Origin of the sequence: Spirochaeta thermophila DSM 6192 (genome assembly GCF_000147075.1) — a bacterium.
Classification (GTDB): Bacteria; Spirochaetota; Spirochaetia; order Winmispirales; family Winmispiraceae; genus Winmispira; species Winmispira thermophila_A.
On the sequence record NC_014484.1, the window covers coordinates 34541 to 51226 of the forward strand.

The 16686-nt window shown below is 60.5% G+C and carries 16 protein-coding genes; 11 read left to right on the plus strand and 5 right to left on the minus strand.

Annotated elements, in window-relative coordinates:
- Positions 1-36 precede the first annotated feature (36 nt).
- On the plus strand, positions 37-1431 hold the full coding sequence (locus tag STHERM_RS00170) for a glycosyltransferase family 4 protein (protein WP_013312851.1): 1395 nt from the start codon (positions 37-39) through the stop codon (positions 1429-1431).
- Here STHERM_RS00170 and lgt read toward each other — a convergent pair.
- From lgt to STHERM_RS00190, 4 genes are read right to left on the minus strand one after another with little or no spacing between them, the layout of a single operon-like run.
- Positions 1419-2393, minus strand: coding sequence for a prolipoprotein diacylglyceryl transferase (lgt, locus tag STHERM_RS00175; protein ID WP_013312852.1), 975 nt, complete (start codon positions 2391-2393; stop codon positions 1419-1421). The two genes, STHERM_RS00170 and lgt, sit on opposite strands and share 13 nt — an antisense overlap.
- A 23-nt stretch (positions 2394-2416) precedes the next feature.
- On the minus strand, positions 2417-5383 hold the full coding sequence (locus STHERM_RS00180) for a flagellar assembly protein A (protein WP_013312853.1): 2967 nt from the start codon (positions 5381-5383) through the stop codon (positions 2417-2419).
- A gap of 8 nt (positions 5384-5391) precedes the next feature.
- Positions 5392-6546 (minus strand): P-loop NTPase, encoded by a 1155-nt coding sequence (locus STHERM_RS00185; protein WP_013312854.1) that lies wholly within the window; start codon positions 6544-6546, stop codon positions 5392-5394.
- Positions 6528-6950 (minus strand): hypothetical protein, encoded by a 423-nt coding sequence (locus STHERM_RS00190; RefSeq protein WP_013312855.1) that lies wholly within the window; start codon positions 6948-6950, stop codon positions 6528-6530. The genes STHERM_RS00185 and STHERM_RS00190 overlap by 19 nt, the downstream gene beginning before the upstream one ends.
- 113 nt (positions 6951-7063) lie before the next feature.
- Here STHERM_RS00190 and STHERM_RS00195 point away from each other — a divergent pair, with 113 nt between their 5' ends.
- The 4 genes from STHERM_RS00195 to STHERM_RS00210 are packed head-to-tail and all read left to right on the plus strand — an operon-like array spanning position 7064 to position 10796.
- On the plus strand, positions 7064-8470 hold the full coding sequence (locus tag STHERM_RS00195) for a S41 family peptidase (protein WP_041623666.1): 1407 nt from the start codon (positions 7064-7066) through the stop codon (positions 8468-8470).
- On the plus strand, positions 8471-8866 hold the full coding sequence (locus tag STHERM_RS00200) for a secondary thiamine-phosphate synthase enzyme YjbQ (RefSeq protein ID WP_013312857.1): 396 nt from the start codon (positions 8471-8473) through the stop codon (positions 8864-8866).
- A gap of 24 nt (positions 8867-8890) precedes the next feature.
- Positions 8891-9667: a WecB/TagA/CpsF family glycosyltransferase gene (locus STHERM_RS00205; RefSeq protein ID WP_013312858.1), complete on the plus strand. Its 777-nt coding sequence runs from the start codon at positions 8891-8893 to the stop codon at positions 9665-9667.
- A 16-nt stretch (positions 9668-9683) separates the two neighbouring features.
- A complete protein-coding gene (locus STHERM_RS00210) occupies positions 9684-10796 on the plus strand; it encodes a sigma-54-dependent transcriptional regulator (protein ID WP_237223298.1) in 1113 nt (370 codons plus the stop codon).
- Here STHERM_RS00210 and STHERM_RS00215 read toward each other — a convergent pair whose 3' ends face one another.
- Complete coding sequence (locus STHERM_RS00215) at positions 10797-11258, minus strand: hypothetical protein (RefSeq protein WP_013312860.1); 462 nt, start codon at positions 11256-11258, stop codon at positions 10797-10799.
- A 54-nt stretch (positions 11259-11312) separates the two neighbouring features.
- On the opposite strand from STHERM_RS00215, the gene STHERM_RS00220 reads away from it, so the two are divergent.
- The 6 genes from STHERM_RS00220 to STHERM_RS00245 all read left to right on the plus strand — a co-directional run bounded on the left by STHERM_RS00220 (position 11313) and on the right by STHERM_RS00245 (position 16684).
- Positions 11313-12053 carry an SDR family oxidoreductase gene (locus STHERM_RS00220; protein ID WP_148223833.1) on the plus strand — a complete coding sequence of 247 codons (741 nt, stop codon included), beginning with the start codon at positions 11313-11315 and terminating at the stop codon, positions 12051-12053.
- A gap of 88 nt (positions 12054-12141) precedes the next feature.
- A complete protein-coding gene (locus STHERM_RS00225; protein WP_013312862.1) occupies positions 12142-12693 on the plus strand; it encodes an STAS domain-containing protein in 552 nt (183 codons plus the stop codon).
- A gap of 11 nt (positions 12694-12704) precedes the next feature.
- A complete protein-coding gene (locus STHERM_RS00230) occupies positions 12705-13400 on the plus strand; it encodes a PspA/IM30 family protein (RefSeq protein WP_013312863.1) in 696 nt (231 codons plus the stop codon).
- Positions 13381-14022, plus strand: a complete 642-nt coding sequence (locus tag STHERM_RS00235; protein WP_071650323.1) for a response regulator transcription factor — start codon at positions 13381-13383, stop codon at positions 14020-14022. Before STHERM_RS00230 ends, STHERM_RS00235 begins: the two co-directional genes overlap by 20 nt.
- Positions 14023-14033: 11 nt before the next feature.
- Positions 14034-15008 (plus strand): hypothetical protein, encoded by a 975-nt coding sequence (locus tag STHERM_RS00240; RefSeq protein WP_148223834.1) that lies wholly within the window; start codon positions 14034-14036, stop codon positions 15006-15008.
- Entirely contained in the window at positions 15002-16684 is a 1683-nt protein-coding gene (locus STHERM_RS00245; RefSeq protein WP_013312866.1) for a hypothetical protein, read from the plus strand. The genes STHERM_RS00240 and STHERM_RS00245 overlap by 7 nt, the downstream gene beginning before the upstream one ends.
- Positions 16685-16686: the final 2 nt, after the last annotated feature.

The following is a 16686-nucleotide window of genomic DNA, read 5'->3' on the forward strand; positions in this document are numbered from 1 at the left end:
AAACTAAGAGCGTTTTTTCCAGAAAAGGAGAGTCGTATGGACTCGTTTCGGATAGGATTCGTGAGCGGAAAACTAGGCGATGTAGATGGGGTGTCCTTGGAGGTGGAAAAGTGGATCAAGGTACTCCAAGAGATGGGACATGAGGTCGTGACGATCGCGGGGAAGTATCGCGCCCCTCTCACGCTCATTCCCGAAGAACACCAAGTGGTGTTTCCCGAGATCAGGTTCGACTCTCCATCTCAGCGGCATTACGAGCGTATCTTCTTCCCGTATCTCAACAAGGTGCCGGTATACCTGACCGAGGAGAAGCTCAAGGGCTACGTGGAGGAGTGCATCAGGGAAGGGCTCGAAGTGGGTGAACACCTCTTCGAGAAGGTGAAGGACTTCGATCTGGATGTGCTCATCGCTGAGAACACCAACGCCATGCCCATGACCCTCCTGGGAGGCGTGGCGGTCCACCATGTGGCCACCGAAAAACGGGTGGCTACGATCTTCCACCATCACGACTTCTGGTGGGAGCGCAGCAGGTTCAGCAACAACCGGATAGAGACCTTTCTCAACAGGATCATGCCTCCTTCGGACATAGGACTCGAGCACGTGGTGATTTCCTCCTATGCGGCCCACATCCTCACCTCCATCAAGAGGGTTTCCCCCCATGTGGTACCCAACTGCGAGGACTTCGATCATCCCGTGGTCCTCGATGACTACAACAGTGATTTCAGACAGGAGCTGGGATTCTCCGAACGGGACATCCTCGTCGTACAGCCCACTCGCATCGTTCGCAGGAAGCGTATCGAGGATTCGATCCGTCTCATCGCGGCGCTCCTCCGGGCCTATCCCGATCTGAGGGGGAGGGTGCACTACATCATCTCTCTGTATCAGGGGGATGAACCCGACGTGGATTACGTGGATCAGATAAAAGCCCTCGCCGAGAGGGAGGGGATCCCCCTCCATCTCATCGCGGAGAGGGTGAGTGCGGTGCGGGGGCGTGATGCGGAAGGGAGAAAGCTCTATACCAACCGGGACGTGCTGGTGAATGCCGACCTCGTCACCTACCTTCCTCTCTGGGAAGGTTTCGGGAACGCGCTCCTCGAGGCTGTCGCGGCCCGGGTGCCGGTGGTCACCACCACCTATCTGGTCTACAAGACCGACATCAAGCTTCCGGGAATGCGTCTCATCGAGGTTCGCGATCGATATGACGAAGACGGCAGGCTCATCATTCCCGATCGGACGGTGGAGGAGATCCACCACGTGCTCACGCATCCCGAGGAGAGGAAGGTTCGGGTGGAGGAGACATTCCAGGTGGCGCGGGCAGAGTTCGGTCTCCACACCTTGAGGAAGCGCCTCGAAAAGGTCTTCGAGCTCTACGGCGATGAGATCCGGGCTTCCAGGAAGCGTCTGAGAAAGGCGAAGCGCCTCTACTCGGTGTGAGATGCCGTTCCCTTCCGGCGTGTCCGACCCTGCATGCGTGGAAGGACGAGGAGGAGGATCACCCCTGCGAGGACCATGAAGAAGGAAAGGATCTGGCCGGTGGTGAAGTTGAAGGGGGAGAGGAGAAGGTGCGGGTTCGCCTTGGATGGCTCGAGCATGAGGGGGAATCCTATCCCGGCGTCCGGTTGTCTGAAGTACTCCAGCACGAACCGGAAGCCTCCGTATCCTACGAGGTACCAGGCGAGCACGGCTCCCTTGAACGGACGCCGTGGGCGCACGAGGAACCAGAGGAGCGCCCAGAGTACGATGCCTTCGAAGAAGGCCTCGTAGAGCTGGGAAGGATGACGGGGAAGGTTCACGAGCACGTTGCTTGAAGGGAGGGGAAAGCCCGTCCTCTGGGCGAACTCCTGTACCCATGACTCCTTTGCCGGGAAGCGTTCTGCTTCGGGAAAGATCATGGCCCACGGGAGGGCGCTCACCCTGCCGTAGAGCTCACCGTTGATGAAGTTGCCGAGCCTTCCGAAGGTGTAGCCCAAGGGGATGGAGGCCGTGAGCATGTCCCCCCATTCGAGCACGTCTTTTTTGTGTCGTAGGCAATAGAGGAGCACGCCGAGTGTTCCCCCGATGAGCCCGCCGTGGTAACTCATTCCTCTCAGGCCCACGAAACGGCCGTGTTCATCGAAGGGCCAGAAGATGAGGAGGGGATTCCTCAGGTACGTGCCGCTGGGATCGTAGACCAGTGCGGCGAATATCCGGGCGCCGAGGAGGAGGCCCACGATTCCCCAGAAGAAGAAGTTGAGAAGTTCGTCCGTGGTGACCGGCAGTCTGCGCTCTCGCACCTGGTGGGCCATGAGCACATAGGCGATGGCGAAGGCCACGAGGTACATGAGGCTGTACCACCTGAAAGGCAGACCGGGGATGATTTCGGGACTCAGCCAGGAGGGATAGAAGACGTAGGCCATGGGATCTCCTTTCCTTCCTCAGATTATGAAGAGGCAAGGGGGTTGATTTCAATACGGCCCGACTGGGGGTCGAAGGTGATACGGACGGCTCTCTGGGGACTCCTGATTTCGTGAATCCTTCCGTGCGATTCTATCACCACGCCGGGGTGGATGGTGCCATGGACGATGATGGACGACTCGAAGTGCTGCTCGAATCGTTCCCTGAGCGTGAAGAGGCGGAAGGAACGTTTCTCCATGATTTTGAGGAGTCGGAACTTGCGTGCGTGGAGTTCCTGGCGTTTCCCCGGATTACCGTTTCGGGCGAGTCGTTGTATCTCGTTGTCGAGCTGCACGATCTGCTGCTTGAGCTTGGTGATCTCCTGTTCCTCTATCTCGATCTGATCTTCGATGAGGTAGTCCTGTCCGAAGGAAACCTCTGTACGCAGGCCTTTCTCGGAACCGAGGGTTCCCACCTCCACCCCCAGGCGGCTCTTCACCTTCCCCCCCAGGAGGACTCCCTTCTCGGGTCCCACCAGGAGTCTGCCGTTGCATTTCACGAGACTCCTGTAGCAGGCCGTGCCGAGGTGGATGTCGCCTACGGCGAGGAGACGGGTGTGTTCGGCGAATCGGGCGCTTATGTCCTCCTTGGCCCTCACCACCGCCTTGCCTCCCCCTTTTATGCCCTGTTTGATGATCACGCTCTTCCCTGCCGAGAGAAGGGCCGCTTCCACGCCCTCTTCCACCAGGATCGATCCGGTGGTGATCACATAGAACCCGCTCCGCACGGATCCCTTCACCGTGATGTCGCCCGTGAGCCTCAGATTTCCGGTGGAGAGGTCGACATCGCCTTTTATCACCTGACGAGAGAGGATGTCGATCCTTCCCCCCGCGTACGAGAGCACCCCGCGTTGAGTGGAGAGGAGGAGTATGGTGCCGTCTTCCTGGGGTTCTTCCCTCACTCCCTCCCCTGTGGTGATCTCGGACGGTCTGGTCTGGAGGGGCTTGCGGACTCTCCCCCTCAGATCCCATCCCTCTTCCGGGAGCTGGGCCGGGGGGAAGATCCTCGCGATGGGCTGCCCCTCGTCCACCACGGTGTAGCGGTCCTGCTCCTTGAAGTTGACCTGCCCCGAGGGGCCTTCCTTGAACGGCTTCCCCGAGGGGAGGGGGACGAGGAACTCTATCCTCCTCTGTCCTCCTGCCACCGGTTCCTTTCCCCGTGCGACGAGCGCCCTTCTCACCTCTCCCTCTTCCTGGGCGCGCCGGAGGGCCTCCTTCACGAGACCTTCGTCCACCCCCTTTACCACCCCTTCTTCGCGGATCGCCTTCAGGATGTCCTCGAAGGTGAGCTTTCGCCCCGTGCCCACCCCCTCTTCCAGGGTGAGGTAGGCCTCCATGTCGTCCGGGCTCGTCTCCACCAGGATGCGGGCGTCGCGATGGGGCCGGACCCTGAGGTGGAGGACTCCGTCCTTTTCTCCCTGTTCCATGATGCCCTGGATGGTGGCGATGAGGAGGTTGCCTTTTTCTTCGATGTTCTCGTGGATCACGAGGGGAGGGGTGTCTCCCGGGAGTCCCGGTATCTGGTTCCCGAAGACATCGGTTCCGGGTTGTCCCGGGGTGGCGGGGCTGATGAGGAAGATGGGTTGGTCCTTTTCCACATAGGCCAGCTTTTCCACCTCCTGGAGGGAGAACTCCACGATGGAGGGGATGCCCTTGTATGCCTCGACCACGGTGGCCGTCTTCTCCTTGATCGCCTTCGCTTCCTCATCGGGGAGGTAGTGCACCGAGGGTTCGAGGGTGCGGTCCGCCCCCTTCTGGGGGGGAGTCCCCTTCACCAGGACGTAGTCCTTGAGCTCGAGCTCAGGGCTGTGGTAGAAGGCGAGGATGTCTTCTCCTATCTTTTTGTAATCGAGCGGTTTGAGGCCGCTCTCCTTGATGGCCTTCCCCACTTCCTTGAGGTTGAGGGGTTTCCCCCTCCCCGCACCCTTCCGTATGGTGAGGGTGGCGAGAAGCTTGTCCTCCGATATGTGTATGGAGAAGGATGCATCCCGGTCTTTCGAGATGGGGACCCGTTCCAGCGGCGACCTGCGAACGATCGCGAGGCGGATGAGTTCCTGTATCTCCTCCGGGGAGAGGAGGCGCTCCTCGGGATACCCCAGGGTCACGACCTTCTGGATGATGAGCGATACATCGGGAAACTGTGCGTCCTCCGTACCGGGGTACAGGGAGAGGAAACAGGAGGCCTTGTCCGGAGAGAGTTCCACCTCCCACCTGTGGGGTCGGAAGGGGATGATGTCCGCCCAGTTCCTCCCCACCCGGAGTATCCCCGTGGTGAGGGCGACCAGCTCGTTTCTCTCCTTCCGGATACCTTCACCGGGATAGAACGAGGGATCGGCGAGTACTGTGGGCGGGATCTCCTCTCCGAAGATGTCCTGTCCCGGGAGGCCGGGGACGGCGGGAGAGACGACCCCCAGTTTCTTCCCTTCTTCCACGTAGAAGGAGGAGCGCACGGTGGGGTCCACATAGACCTTTTCCCTCCTCGTCTTCTTGTGCGTGACGGTGATCTTCTCCTTTTTGGGAGGCAGGAAGGGGAGTGCCGCCTTTTTCAGGACTTCCTTTTCTTCTTTTACCGTCTCCTGCAGTTCCCTGTAGATCTCCGGAGGGGGGGCCTTGGCGAGGACCTTTTCGATGTCTTTCTCCATCTCGGGGGGGATGGAGAGGTCTTTCGCCCAGGTGACGGTCTCGGGTACGGGTTTTTCCGGAGGGATGCCTTCAAGCAGGGTGAGTGTGACGATGTGATCGTTGCTCTGGGCGATTCTCCTGAGGGCTTCCCGGAGGCGTTGTTCTGGTACCTTTCCCTCGAGTCCGTGTTGTTCGAGGACTTCTTTGAGGGTTGCGACGTTCCAGAGGGGATCCCCGTCTTCCCCCTTGGTGAAGACGAGGGAGACCCTCAGTCTCTGTTCGTCTATCGTGATCTGCGCCTTGCCTGTGACGGTCAGTTTCTGTGTGGTCATACGCAGGTCTATTTCCCTCGGGTTTCGGGGAGGAATCCGTTCTGTATCGCCTTTACGAGTTGGGCTTTGAGGAATTGGTTCTCCTTCCTCAGCCTGTTGATCTCCATCTGCTGCATCTTCACGGTCTCCACCAGGTCTCCCATGGTGAGGGTCCCGGTGTGGAGGAGTTCTTCCACGTATTCCATCTTGTTCTCGAAGTCGATCTGGGCTTCCACGTCGGCTTCCTGGAAGGATTCGTCTATCTCCTCGATGTCGAGGAGCGATGTCTCCTCTTCACCTATCTGGAGGAGTTTGTCGGCGATGCGATAGACGGCCTGGGAGAGGACCGAATCCGGTTTGTAGACGAGTATGGGGAGCTTCGAGGAGAGGGCGATGTCCTGGAGGTCATCTCTGTAGATGATGCCGAGGTGTTCGATGTCGATGCCCAGGTATTGCTGGCAGGATCGTCTGAGGCGTTGGGCCCTCACGGTGTCCTGGGGTTGCTCGAGCATGTTGAGGATGAGCCGTGGGTGGAATGAGGAGAGGGACCGGGTGAATTGTTCGTAGCTCTCCGGATCCACTTCCTTGATGAGTTCGGCGAGCTTCGGGAGATAGAGCTCCTGGAAGGCCTTTCCCTCTTTCTCGAGCCTCTTGAGATACTGGTAGCCTTCGCTTCCTCTCTTGCAGGAGAGATAGAGGAGTCTGAAGATCACGTTTTTGAGGAAAAGATAGGCGTTCACCGTGGCGGTCGGGGTGGGGGTGGTCACGATGATGCCGTTGTTGGACATCAGGAAGAAGTCCAGGGTGTTGATGTGTGTTCCGGCCCCCAGATCGATGATGAGGTAGTCCGCGTGAAGCTTCCTGAGGTGTGAGAGGAGCTTCTTCTTCTGTCCGGCGGTGAGGTTCGCGACACCAGGGATCTCGGCGTCCCCGGGAACGAATCTCAGCCGTTCGTACTGGGTGGGACCTACGATGTCCTGGAAGGAGAGGCCCGGCGTGGTGAGGAAGCTACCGATGCCGCGGGGAGCGGGGATGCCCAGCATGAGGTGCAGGTTCGATCCTCCCAGATCGAGGTCCACCAGGACCACCTCTTTGCCCGCCTGGGCGAGGGCGATGGCGAGGTTCGTCGCGATGAGAGATTTTCCCACACCTCCTTTACCACTGGCTATGGGGAAGATGTGCATGGCTCATCCTTTTCCTGTAGGGGGGTGGTCCCATGAGACGGAGGGACGGAAGACCGATCGAGGAGAAGCCCCAGAAAGATGAGAGCGTCTATGCCAGTGGTGGCGATGATGAAGAGCGGTGGGATCACGGGTGTGGAGAGGAGCGTGGAGAGGAAGAGGGCGAGCCCCATGAGGACCTGCAGGAGTTTCCCTGAGAGGTGGAGTCGTCTCGCGCCCTGTGCGGGGCGTTCGAAGAGGGAGGCGAAGGCCTGGAGGGCGAGGAGGAGGGCCGGCCCGCTGAGCCAGAGGAGGATCAACGCCCTCCCCGCTTCGATCCGCATCGGGGCTTGGAGGATCAGGAAGAGAAAGGCGAAACGGATCATTTCCCACAACGCGGCAAAGAGAAAGAAAATTTTTCGCATCATCACCTTCTAGTCTAAAAGGGGGTGGTATGTGGGTCAAGTGAGGATTCCTCGAGTTGACAAAACGGGAGGTATCTCTGAGAATAGACTTCACACAGGCGCTCAAGGTGGTGATGATGAAAAAAGGGGATGTCCGACTGCGGGGGATATGGTGGGGAGGGTTCCTCCTCCTCTTCGGGTTCCTAATGTCCCTTGTATGGGCGGACGGGCTCTTCGCTCTCGACCGTTCGACGGATCAACTCCTCTCTCTCTTCGAGAGTGTCTTTTCCTATGTACAGGACCACTATGTCGAAGAGCCTGATCCGGAGGTCCTTCTGGAAGGGGCCCTGGAAGGGCTCTTCGAGAGCCTGGATGATCCATACTCCGAGTATCTTTCGGAGGAAGAGCTCCGCGATCTTTCCGACACCACCCGAGGGGAGTTCGGAGGGATCGGTCTCTATATCGCCAAGGAGACCGCGAACGGGGGGGATGCGGGTTATGTGGATGTGGTCGCCCCCATCGAAGGCACTCCGGCCTACCGCGCGGGCATCCTGGCTGGGGACAAGATCATAGGGATAGAAGGGGAGTCCACGATGGACCTCTCCATCGACGAGGTCCTCTCCCGCCTGAGGGGTGAGCCCGGCACGCAGGTGACCATCACCATCAAGAGGGGGGGCGACTATGTGTTCGATGTGACCCTCACCCGTGCGATCATCGAGGTGCCCACGGTGCGCTACGAGTTCCTTCCCGAGCACAAGGTGGGTATCCTCAGGATCATCCAGTTCACTCCACACACCCCGGAGAAGGTTGAGGAGGCCATCTCCGCGTTCAAGGCACGGGGGTATCGGGGGCTCCTCATCGATGTCCGTTCCAATCCCGGAGGGCTCCTCGATTCGGTTCTCGAGATCACCGACTTCTTCTTCAGAGAAGGGATCATGCTCAGGGAGGAGGGACGGACTTCCGAGGCTACACGCACCTATTATGCCACCGGAGATCTCCTGGTGGACGAGGATATCCCTGTGGTGGTCCTGGTGAACAGGGGGACGGCCTCGGCGGCCGAAATCCTCTCCGGCGTGCTCAAGGACAGGGGGAGGGGAACGCTGGTCGGAGAGACGACCTACGGAAAAGGGTCGGTCCAGCAGGTGCAGTTGCTTCCCAGAGGAGGTTTCCGTCTCACGGTTGCCCGCTACTATACGCCCAGCGGGGTGGTGATCGACAGGCATGGGATCGAGCCGGATGTGAAGGTGGAGGAGGAGACCTTCACCGAGGAACAGACGGCCCTCTACGGAGAACTCCTCTCCTCAGGGAGGATCACGGAGTTCGTGGTCTCTCATGACGTGGCCCCCTCCGAGGAGGCGATCGGGAGTTTCATCTCCCGGCTGGTGGCGGAACGGCCCGAATACGATCCCGACATCCTGAGACGTCTCATCCATGCCGAGGTGGTGAGGCGGTCGACGCATCCTCCGCTCTATGATCCGGACTACGACAGGGTGATGGAGGAAGGTATGCGCATCCTTCTCGGACTGATGGGAGGCGAGACCTGAATGGAACGGATCTCAGTGCGTACCGGAGAGAGGGTTCAGGTGGTGCTCATCACGCGGGAGGTCCAGGAGATCGTCGCCCGATCGGGTGTCGAGGAGGGGATCTGTGTGGTCTATTCACCTCACACCACGGCGGGGATAACGATAAACGAGGCGGCGGATCCTTCTGTGATACGGGACTTCCTCATGGAGACGGGCAAGATCGTGCCTTTCCAGGACGGTTATGCTCACGCCGAGGGGAACTCCGCGGCTCATATCAAAACGTCGCTCGTCGGTCCTTCAGTGACGATCCCTGTGGAAGGGGGAACCCTCGCCCTGGGTACCTGGCAGGGAATCTATTTCTGTGAGTTCGACGGGCCGCGCACCCGGAAGGTGTTCGTCCAGATCATCGGTCGCTGATGTTCTGGGGGAATTGGGGGGATCATGACAGCTGCGACGAATATACCTTGGAAGAAGAGGATCCGTATCCTGGGGATCCCCGTGGATCGCGTGGAGGATGCGGATCTCGAGCGGGTGTTCCATCACTTCCTCCTCGATGGGAGACTCCACCATATCGTGTTCGCACGGCGTTCGGATTGCATGCGTGCCCGCCGTTCGAAACGGAAGCGGCGGATACTCGAGGAGGCATCTCTGGTCCTGCCTCTTGACCGTTCGCTCGTGTGGGCGGCTCGACGGCTCCATCAGGAGGCCCCTGTGAGGTACCTTCCTTTTTCCTTCATCGTTCGGCTTCTCCGTTTCCTGGAGGAGAAGGGAGAACGGGTGTACCTCCTCGGAGAGAGCCCTCAGGATATCCTCACCATCGAGCGGAATATCCGGGAGACGTTCCCCGGTCTTCGTGTGGTGGGACGCTACCACGGCAACTTCCCAAAGGAGGTGGAGGAGACGATCCTCACCGCGGTGAAGAAGGCCACGCCGGCCCTCATCCTGATAGGGAGCGGTATTCGCGGCGGGGATGAGTGGGTGTCGCAGCACAGGGCGGAACTTCCCCCTGCCATGGTGATCGTACATCCCGAGACGATGCAGGTCTTCGCGGGACGGAGGAAGAGGGTGGCTCCCGAGGAGTTCTACGGGCGCATTCCCCCGCTGAAGGGGTTCATCCTCAATCCCCTCCGGATCCTGAAGGTGTTCTATTATCTCTGGTTCGCTCTTCTGGTGATGGTGTACAAGGTGTTCGGTTTAAACAAGTCACGAGATGATTAAAGTAGCGCTTATAGATATGAAGGGAGGGAGCGAGGACTTTTTCAGGCTCCTCCTTCCGGAAGATGTCTCCATGGTTCTGGTGGATGAGGCCGCAGTGAAGGTCCGGCTCGGTGATGAGAGACCGGATGCGGTGATCCTTGTCCACGGTGCGGGGGATGAGTGGCAGGGGGTCGCGAGAACACTGGGGGATGTCTTTCCCCACATCCCCCTCATCCTCTGCTCTCCCGATCCGTCGCCCCATACGGTGGTGAGAGGGATGGATCTCGGTGCCGTGGACTATCTCCCCTTCCCTCCTGAAAGGGATGCCCTCCATCGAGCACTCCAGCGGGCACTTCGGTGCAAAGGCTACTCCTCTCCGGCTGTGGAGGACAGGTCTCCGCTCGAGCGCCTAGTGGGCAAGAGCGAGTCGATCGTGAAGATCCGGGAATATATCTCGGTGGTGGCCCGGGTGAAGGAGACCGTGCTCATCCAGGGGCCCACGGGGACGGGCAAGGAACTCGTGGCCCGGATCCTCCACGATCTCTCTCCCAGGAGGGAGATGCCCTTTGTGGCGGTCAATTGCGGAGCACTTCCCCCCTCTCTCATCGAAGCAGAACTCTTCGGTACCGAGGAGGGGGCCTACACCGATGCGCGGAGACGTCCGGGGCTTTTTGAGCAGGCTGACGGCGGGACGCTCTTCCTGGACGAGGTGGGAGAGCTTCCGGCGGACCTGCAGGTGAAGTTCCTCCGTGTCCTGGAGGAGGGGAGCGTGGTGAGGGTGGGGGGGCATCGCTCGATCCGGGTGGATGTGCGTGTGGTGTGCGCCACCCACAGGGATCTGGCGGGGGAGGTGAAGCGGGGGCGGTTCCGGGCCGACCTCTTCTATCGGATCAATGTGCTGAAGATTTCGATCCCCCCCCTCACCGATCGCAAGGAGGATATCCCGCTTCTCGCCTCGTATTTCACCAGGATGCTCGCGGACCAGTACGGATGCCCGGCCCGGATCTCGTCCGGGGCCATGGACCGCCTTCTCTCGTACGACTGGCCGGGTAACGTGAGGGAACTGAAAAACGTGCTCACCCGCGCCGTGCTCGAGGCGAGGTTCAGGGGTCTCGAGATGATCACCCCCGATCTGGTGAGATTCGAGTAGTCATCTGATCACCCTCACCGCTTTCGCGAGGAGCACCGGTACAGGGGTCCCGTCCGGGGAGGATTCCACGTCGATGAGCCTGCATAGGACGATGATCCTCCTCCTCTCGATGAGGCTCTCGGGGAGGATGGGATCCCTCCTCGAGAGGGGTATCCTCGATCGGAACTCTGCGCCCTTGAGGATCACGTCCGCACGGTAGAGGGCAACCTCCTCCTCCGAGAGCCATGCGCCCGAGACGAGCTCCAACCGGGCGGTGAAGGACTCTCCCTCCCCGGGATCCAGGACCTCCACGGACCCTATGATGCCATCGAGGACGAGGTAGTACCCCGATACCTCCTCTTTCCCCTCTGGAAGCGTCCCGATGAGGTCTTCGAGGGTGAGGTCGAAGCGCACACCGTCCACAGGGTCATATGCCCACAGGAGGGTTCCGAGGGTCATGTACAGGAGGAACAGTCGCTTCATGTCGTTCACCCGCTCCCTATCTCATGATAGGATAGTGGCGTGAGGAGGTCAAGCGTGCGGAAGGATCGGAAAGAGCTCGGAGGAAAGAGGGCCCTGGTGGTCGGAGGATCCGGAGGGATCGGACGGGGGGTGAGCCTCATGCTCGCAGAGGAGGGGGCCTCCCTCGTCGTCCACGGAGGACACGACGAGGCGCGGCTCGAGGAGACGCGTGCGTTGTGCGCGCGCACTGCCGAAGAAGTGGACGGATTCCTGTGTCCCTTTGACCAGGGGGACGTATTCCTCAAGGAGGTGGCATCCCGCCTCCCGTTCGACATCGTGGTGTGGTGTGCCGGGCCGGTGGAGTATGTGGGCCTCGGGGAGGCATCCCTGGAGGTGTGGGAACGGATGGCCCGGGGGAACCTCGTGCTACCCGGGGCCGTGGTGGGTATGGTGGCGGGACTGATGGCGGAGCGGGGGCATGGGCGTATCGTCCTTTTCGGGGGTCCTGGAAGCGACGCGCTGAGGGGATATACCTCCATCGCTCCGTATGCGGCGGCGAAGGCAGGGCTCGGGGTGCTTGCGAAGTCGGTGGCCGTGGCCTACGGGAGTTCGAACGTGGCCTGCAATGTGATCTGTCCCGGTATCGTGTTCACGGAGTACACCTCGCGAGAGGAGCGGGAGCGCTGGCGTGAGGTGCCCGAGGCGCGTATCGCCTCGGCGGAAGAGGTGGTGGACCTCGTCCGTTATCTGGTGAAGATGCCCACTCCTCTTGTAAATGGGGCGGTGATTTCTGCCGATAAGGGACTTAGATTGTGATCGTTGGAGCGGATGCGGATTTGACAAACCATACATAGACTTATATTATGTAGGTATGGTCACATGAAGCAAAAAGCGAGGTTCGGGAATGGCAAATAACGACATCATCCCAGGATTCGACGAGGAGAAGGATGAAAGCCTCAAGATACGGCTTCAGAAGGTCGATTCGGTGCCTGGGTGTCTCATCCTGTTTCTTACGGGCTATATAGATACGTATAATTCGAACTTTTTCCAGAAGAAGGTCACGAGGGCGATCGAACAAGGATACATCCGTCTCATCTTCCACTGCGGCGGGCTCAACTATGTCTCCAGTACCGGTATAGGGTCGTTCACCGCTTTCCTCAAGGCCGTGAAGCCCAGGGGGGGGGACATCGTGCTCCTCGAAATCCAGCCGAAGGTGTACGAAGTCTTCCAGCTCCTCGGATTCTCTCAGTTCTTCACCATAAAGGACAATCTCGAAGAGGCGGTGGCCCACTTCTCCGAAGGGGGGCAGAAGGTACAGACCGAGATCTTCCCCAAGATCTTCAAGTGTCCCATCTGTTCGAAGAAGCTGAAGGCCACGCGTCCGGGTCGCTTTCGATGCTCGGAGTGTAAGACGATCCTCGCCATAGACAACAACGGCCAGGTCTTCCTGGGATAGGGAGGAAGGGTATGGGCTTCTTTCAGCGCCTCGTGAGGGCCGTGAAGGCTCAATTCAATGCCCTTCTCAAGCGTATCGAGGATCCCGAGAAGCTTCTCGATCAGCTCCTCCTCGACATGAACAAGCAGCTCCTCGAGGCGAAGCGCTCGGTTGCCCAGGCCCTCGCGGACGAGAAGAGGCTGGAGAAGAGGGTGTCCGAATACGCGGCTCAGGTCGAGGACTGGGAGCAGAAGGCCGTGACGGCCCTCAAGGCCGGCAGGGAGGATCTGGCGAAGCAGGCTCTGGTGAAGAAGGCCGAGCTTCTCGAGGTGCTCGAACAGTACAGGAAGAGCCATGAGGAGCAGCACGCCACGGTGGAGAAGCTGAAGGCCTCGCTCCGGGATCTCCAGGACAGGATAGAGGACGCGAGGAGGAAGAGAAACATCCTCATCGCACGAGCGAAACGGGTCCAGGCCCAGAAACGTCTGCAGGAGACCATAAAGGGACTCTCTGATACCTCCGCCTTTGCCGCGTTCGAGGAACTCGAGAAGAGAGTCGAGGAGTTGGAGGCCGAGGCCGAGGCCACCGAGGCCCTCGAGGCGGAAGACACGACCCTGTCGCTTGAGGAACAGATAAGGAAGCTCGAGAAACCGGAGGACAAGGCGGATGTCCTCCTCGAGGATCTCAAGAAACGCCTGGGGCTTCCGCATGATTCCTCGGGGTCGTGAGATACCCATCGGAGTATTCCTCCCCGACGCAGATGTGAGGTACTACTTCTGGCTGGACTACAAGGATTTTCCCCATCCCCAGAAGGAGGACATCGTCATACTGGAAGACGTCGTCGAAGAGGCGAAGTGCTGCCAGGTGGTCTCCCTTCCCTGGAAGGACTTTCTTTCCATATCTCTCGAGACCGGAGAGGGGGGACCGGTGTGGATCCCCTATGGTCCGGCCGACTACGTTGCCCAGGCGTTCGCCCTCGGGTGCGGGGACTACTTGAAGGAACCCTGGAGCGTCGGTGAGCTCCTGGTACGGGCCCGACGTTTTCTCCCCCAGCGGGTGGTGCTGCGAGGAAAGGTCTGTGAGTACCGCAATGGGGTCCTCAGGCGGGAGGGGAAGGAGGTTCGCCTCACTCCCGTGCAAGGGCAGCTCTTCTCCCTCCTGGTGCGGCACAGGGGGAAACCCCTCGGGAGGGAGGCGCTCTCCCATGCCGTGGGCATGAGAAACGGATCGTCCCGGGCCGTGGATATGCACGTCTCCCTGTTGAGGAAGAAACTGGCCGAACTCGATCTGGAGGGGGTGCTCGTTTCTGTGATCAGAAAGGGCTACATGCTGATCGACGAGGATCGATGAAGGAAACAGGCATGAGGGATTCTCTTTTCCTCCCTGTGTACTATGTGGGGTGGCTCCTCGTGATACTCCTTCTGGGAGTGGTTTCCTGGGGGATGGCCTCCTGGGGACTCGCCGACGGCGTGTATGTCACGGTGGATGGAAAGAGCACAGTGCTTCCTTTCTTCCTGAAGGCCCTGAGGGCCCTGGGCCCTTCGGCAGGAATACTGGCGCTCATCATAAGCCTCTCGAGGGTGTTCGTTCGTCCGGGCGTTCTCTTCCTCTCCATCCTGGAGCTCGCCCTGCTCATGACAGGATATCTCTACCTCTGGTACGCCTTCGTCGTTCCTCCCCTGGAGGAAGGGGTGGCCGCCCTGGAATGGCGCTACACCTCGCCGGTCTCTTCGCAGGCACTCGTGAGGACGGCGGAGGATCGGTACCTCTTCGTGTATGCCTCGGGAAGGTTCGATGCCGGGGTCGTGGATGTCTGGTTCGAACGCGAGCCGGTCGTCCGCCTCTTCCCGGAAGGGTGGTTCGACGAGGAGACCGGACGGTATGTCCTGGGAGAGAGGGAATCGATCGACCTTTCCCGGGGCTACGACGCCGCGGTCCTCGCCCCGATTCCCGGCTGGGCTTCCGTGTGGGAAGAGGTGACGCTGGCCTTGGAAGGGGTGTGGGACCAGGCCTTTTCCATGGGGGCGCCTCGGTCTCTTCTCTTCCTCGGCTCATGGTTTCTCTTTTCGATCGGGATGTGGACCTGGGTGAGATTCACCCGCTGGCCTTTCTTCAACACGATCCTCGCCGTCGGTATGGGTATGGCCCCCGGGCTCTTCATGTGGGGGGTGAAGCGCTTCACCGAAGAGCCGCTCTTCGTCGAAGTCGCGTCCCGGATTCCCGTGTCCTTTGACTACGTGGTTCTCGCCATCCCCGCCTTCATCGGAGTATGCGGCCTCCTCTTCCTCCTCTTCCTCCTGCCCTATGCACGCCTCCGGGAGGAGGTGGCATGGTGAGTCCCGTAGGGCGTATCGTGAGGGGGCTCTTCGTCTGCTATCTGGTCTCTTTCGTCCTCGTGATGGGATGGGCCTATGTCATGGGGAAGGCGGAGGCTCCTGTGCACCCCCTGCTCGCCGCTTCGTGGCGGTTGTATGAGGGTGTCGCCGACTGGCTGGGAGGTTTCCTCTTCTTTCATCTCCTCTCGGTGGTCCTGGTGGTGGGTTTTTTCTCTTCCCGATACCTGCTCGTCCAGCAGGATGTGAGGGATCGCTTCAGGATCCTCCAGGGTCTCCTCGTCTTCGTGGTGGTGGAGGCGGGGGCCTATCTCCTCCTCCAGGAGGGGGTCAAGCCGCTCGTGATACGGAATGCACGCCACCTGGAGTACAGGACCCGGCTCGCCGAGGAGTTTCTCGAGGTCTACGAGCGTGCGAAGGAGCGGGGGGACGGGGCGACGATGTTGCAGGCGCTCAGGAGTTACACGAGGCTGATCCCCTCGGATGAGTCGTACCGGGAGGAGCTTCGTACCCTGGAGCGGGAACGGCCCACGGTGGAGGAGGCGGGGGAGGAGGAGGGGTTCCCGGCCGTACCGCACAACCTCTCGGCGGGGGAGGCCCTTCGTCTGGCGGAAGAGGCCTTCCAGAAGGAGGACGCGTATACGGCGTACTACTATGCGCGGCTCGCCCATGCGATCGAGCCGTCCCTGGTGGAGGCGAGAAGGCTCCAGGCGAAGGCGTGGGATGCCATACTGCGTGAGGAGGAGACAGCCTCCTCACGGAAGGACAAGGACTTCTTCGCCGCCAAGCGGCAGGCGTACGAGCGTCTCATGGAAGGAGACTATCTCGGCGCCTACTATGCCTTCATGCGGCTCAGGGAGGAACGGCCCCGTGACGCCGATGTGGTGCGGTACTACGAGGAGGCCAGGGAGCAGGTGGAATCCTACGCCTTTTATTACGAGGAGATAGCGAATCTGTCCGACGTGGGGGGGATTCCCCGTGTCTTCTTCGCGAGGAGGGGGGACGACAGGGTCGACTTCTTCTATCTCGAGAGGGTGATCCGGGTGGCCGAGGGGACCTACGGCTTCGGGGTGGAGGTGACCGGTGTGGGACGGGAGGGTAGCCTGGTCTACCGGCTCCGGGCGCCCTACGCAAAGATCGAGCGGGGTATCCTCGTGCTCCACTGTGTGGGGCGGAGCGACCGGTCGGTGCGCTTCCTTCCCGAGAGGGAGGGCGAGGTCCCGTACGACCCCGCGTTCCTGGTGCCGGTGGGGCTCGATGTGGATCAGCTCCTGCTCCTGGGCGGCACAGGGTGGGAGGGGAGGACGCTGTCCGAACTCTTCCAGCTCGTGTGGCTTCCCGATCGGGTGCTCCTTCCCCGAGGGGAGATCACGACCCTCATCTATATACGGATATACAGGGCGGTGCTCTTTCTGATAGGATCGTTTCTCGTGCTCGCCCTCGCGTGGAGGGGACGCTACAGGGCTGCGAGGCGATCGTGGGGGTTGCTCGTGGTGGGGGGACCTCTCGTGGCTGCGGCGGTGTGGTGGGGGGCGGATATGATGGACAAGGGGGGCGCCCGTCTCATTGCGGCGGCCATGGCGCTGGGTGGGAGCGGGGCGGCGGTCGCCGTCCTCGTGGTGGGGAGCGCCGTGCTCCTGGGTCTCAGCCTCCTCCTCCTGGTGAGGGCGATGCGTTGACA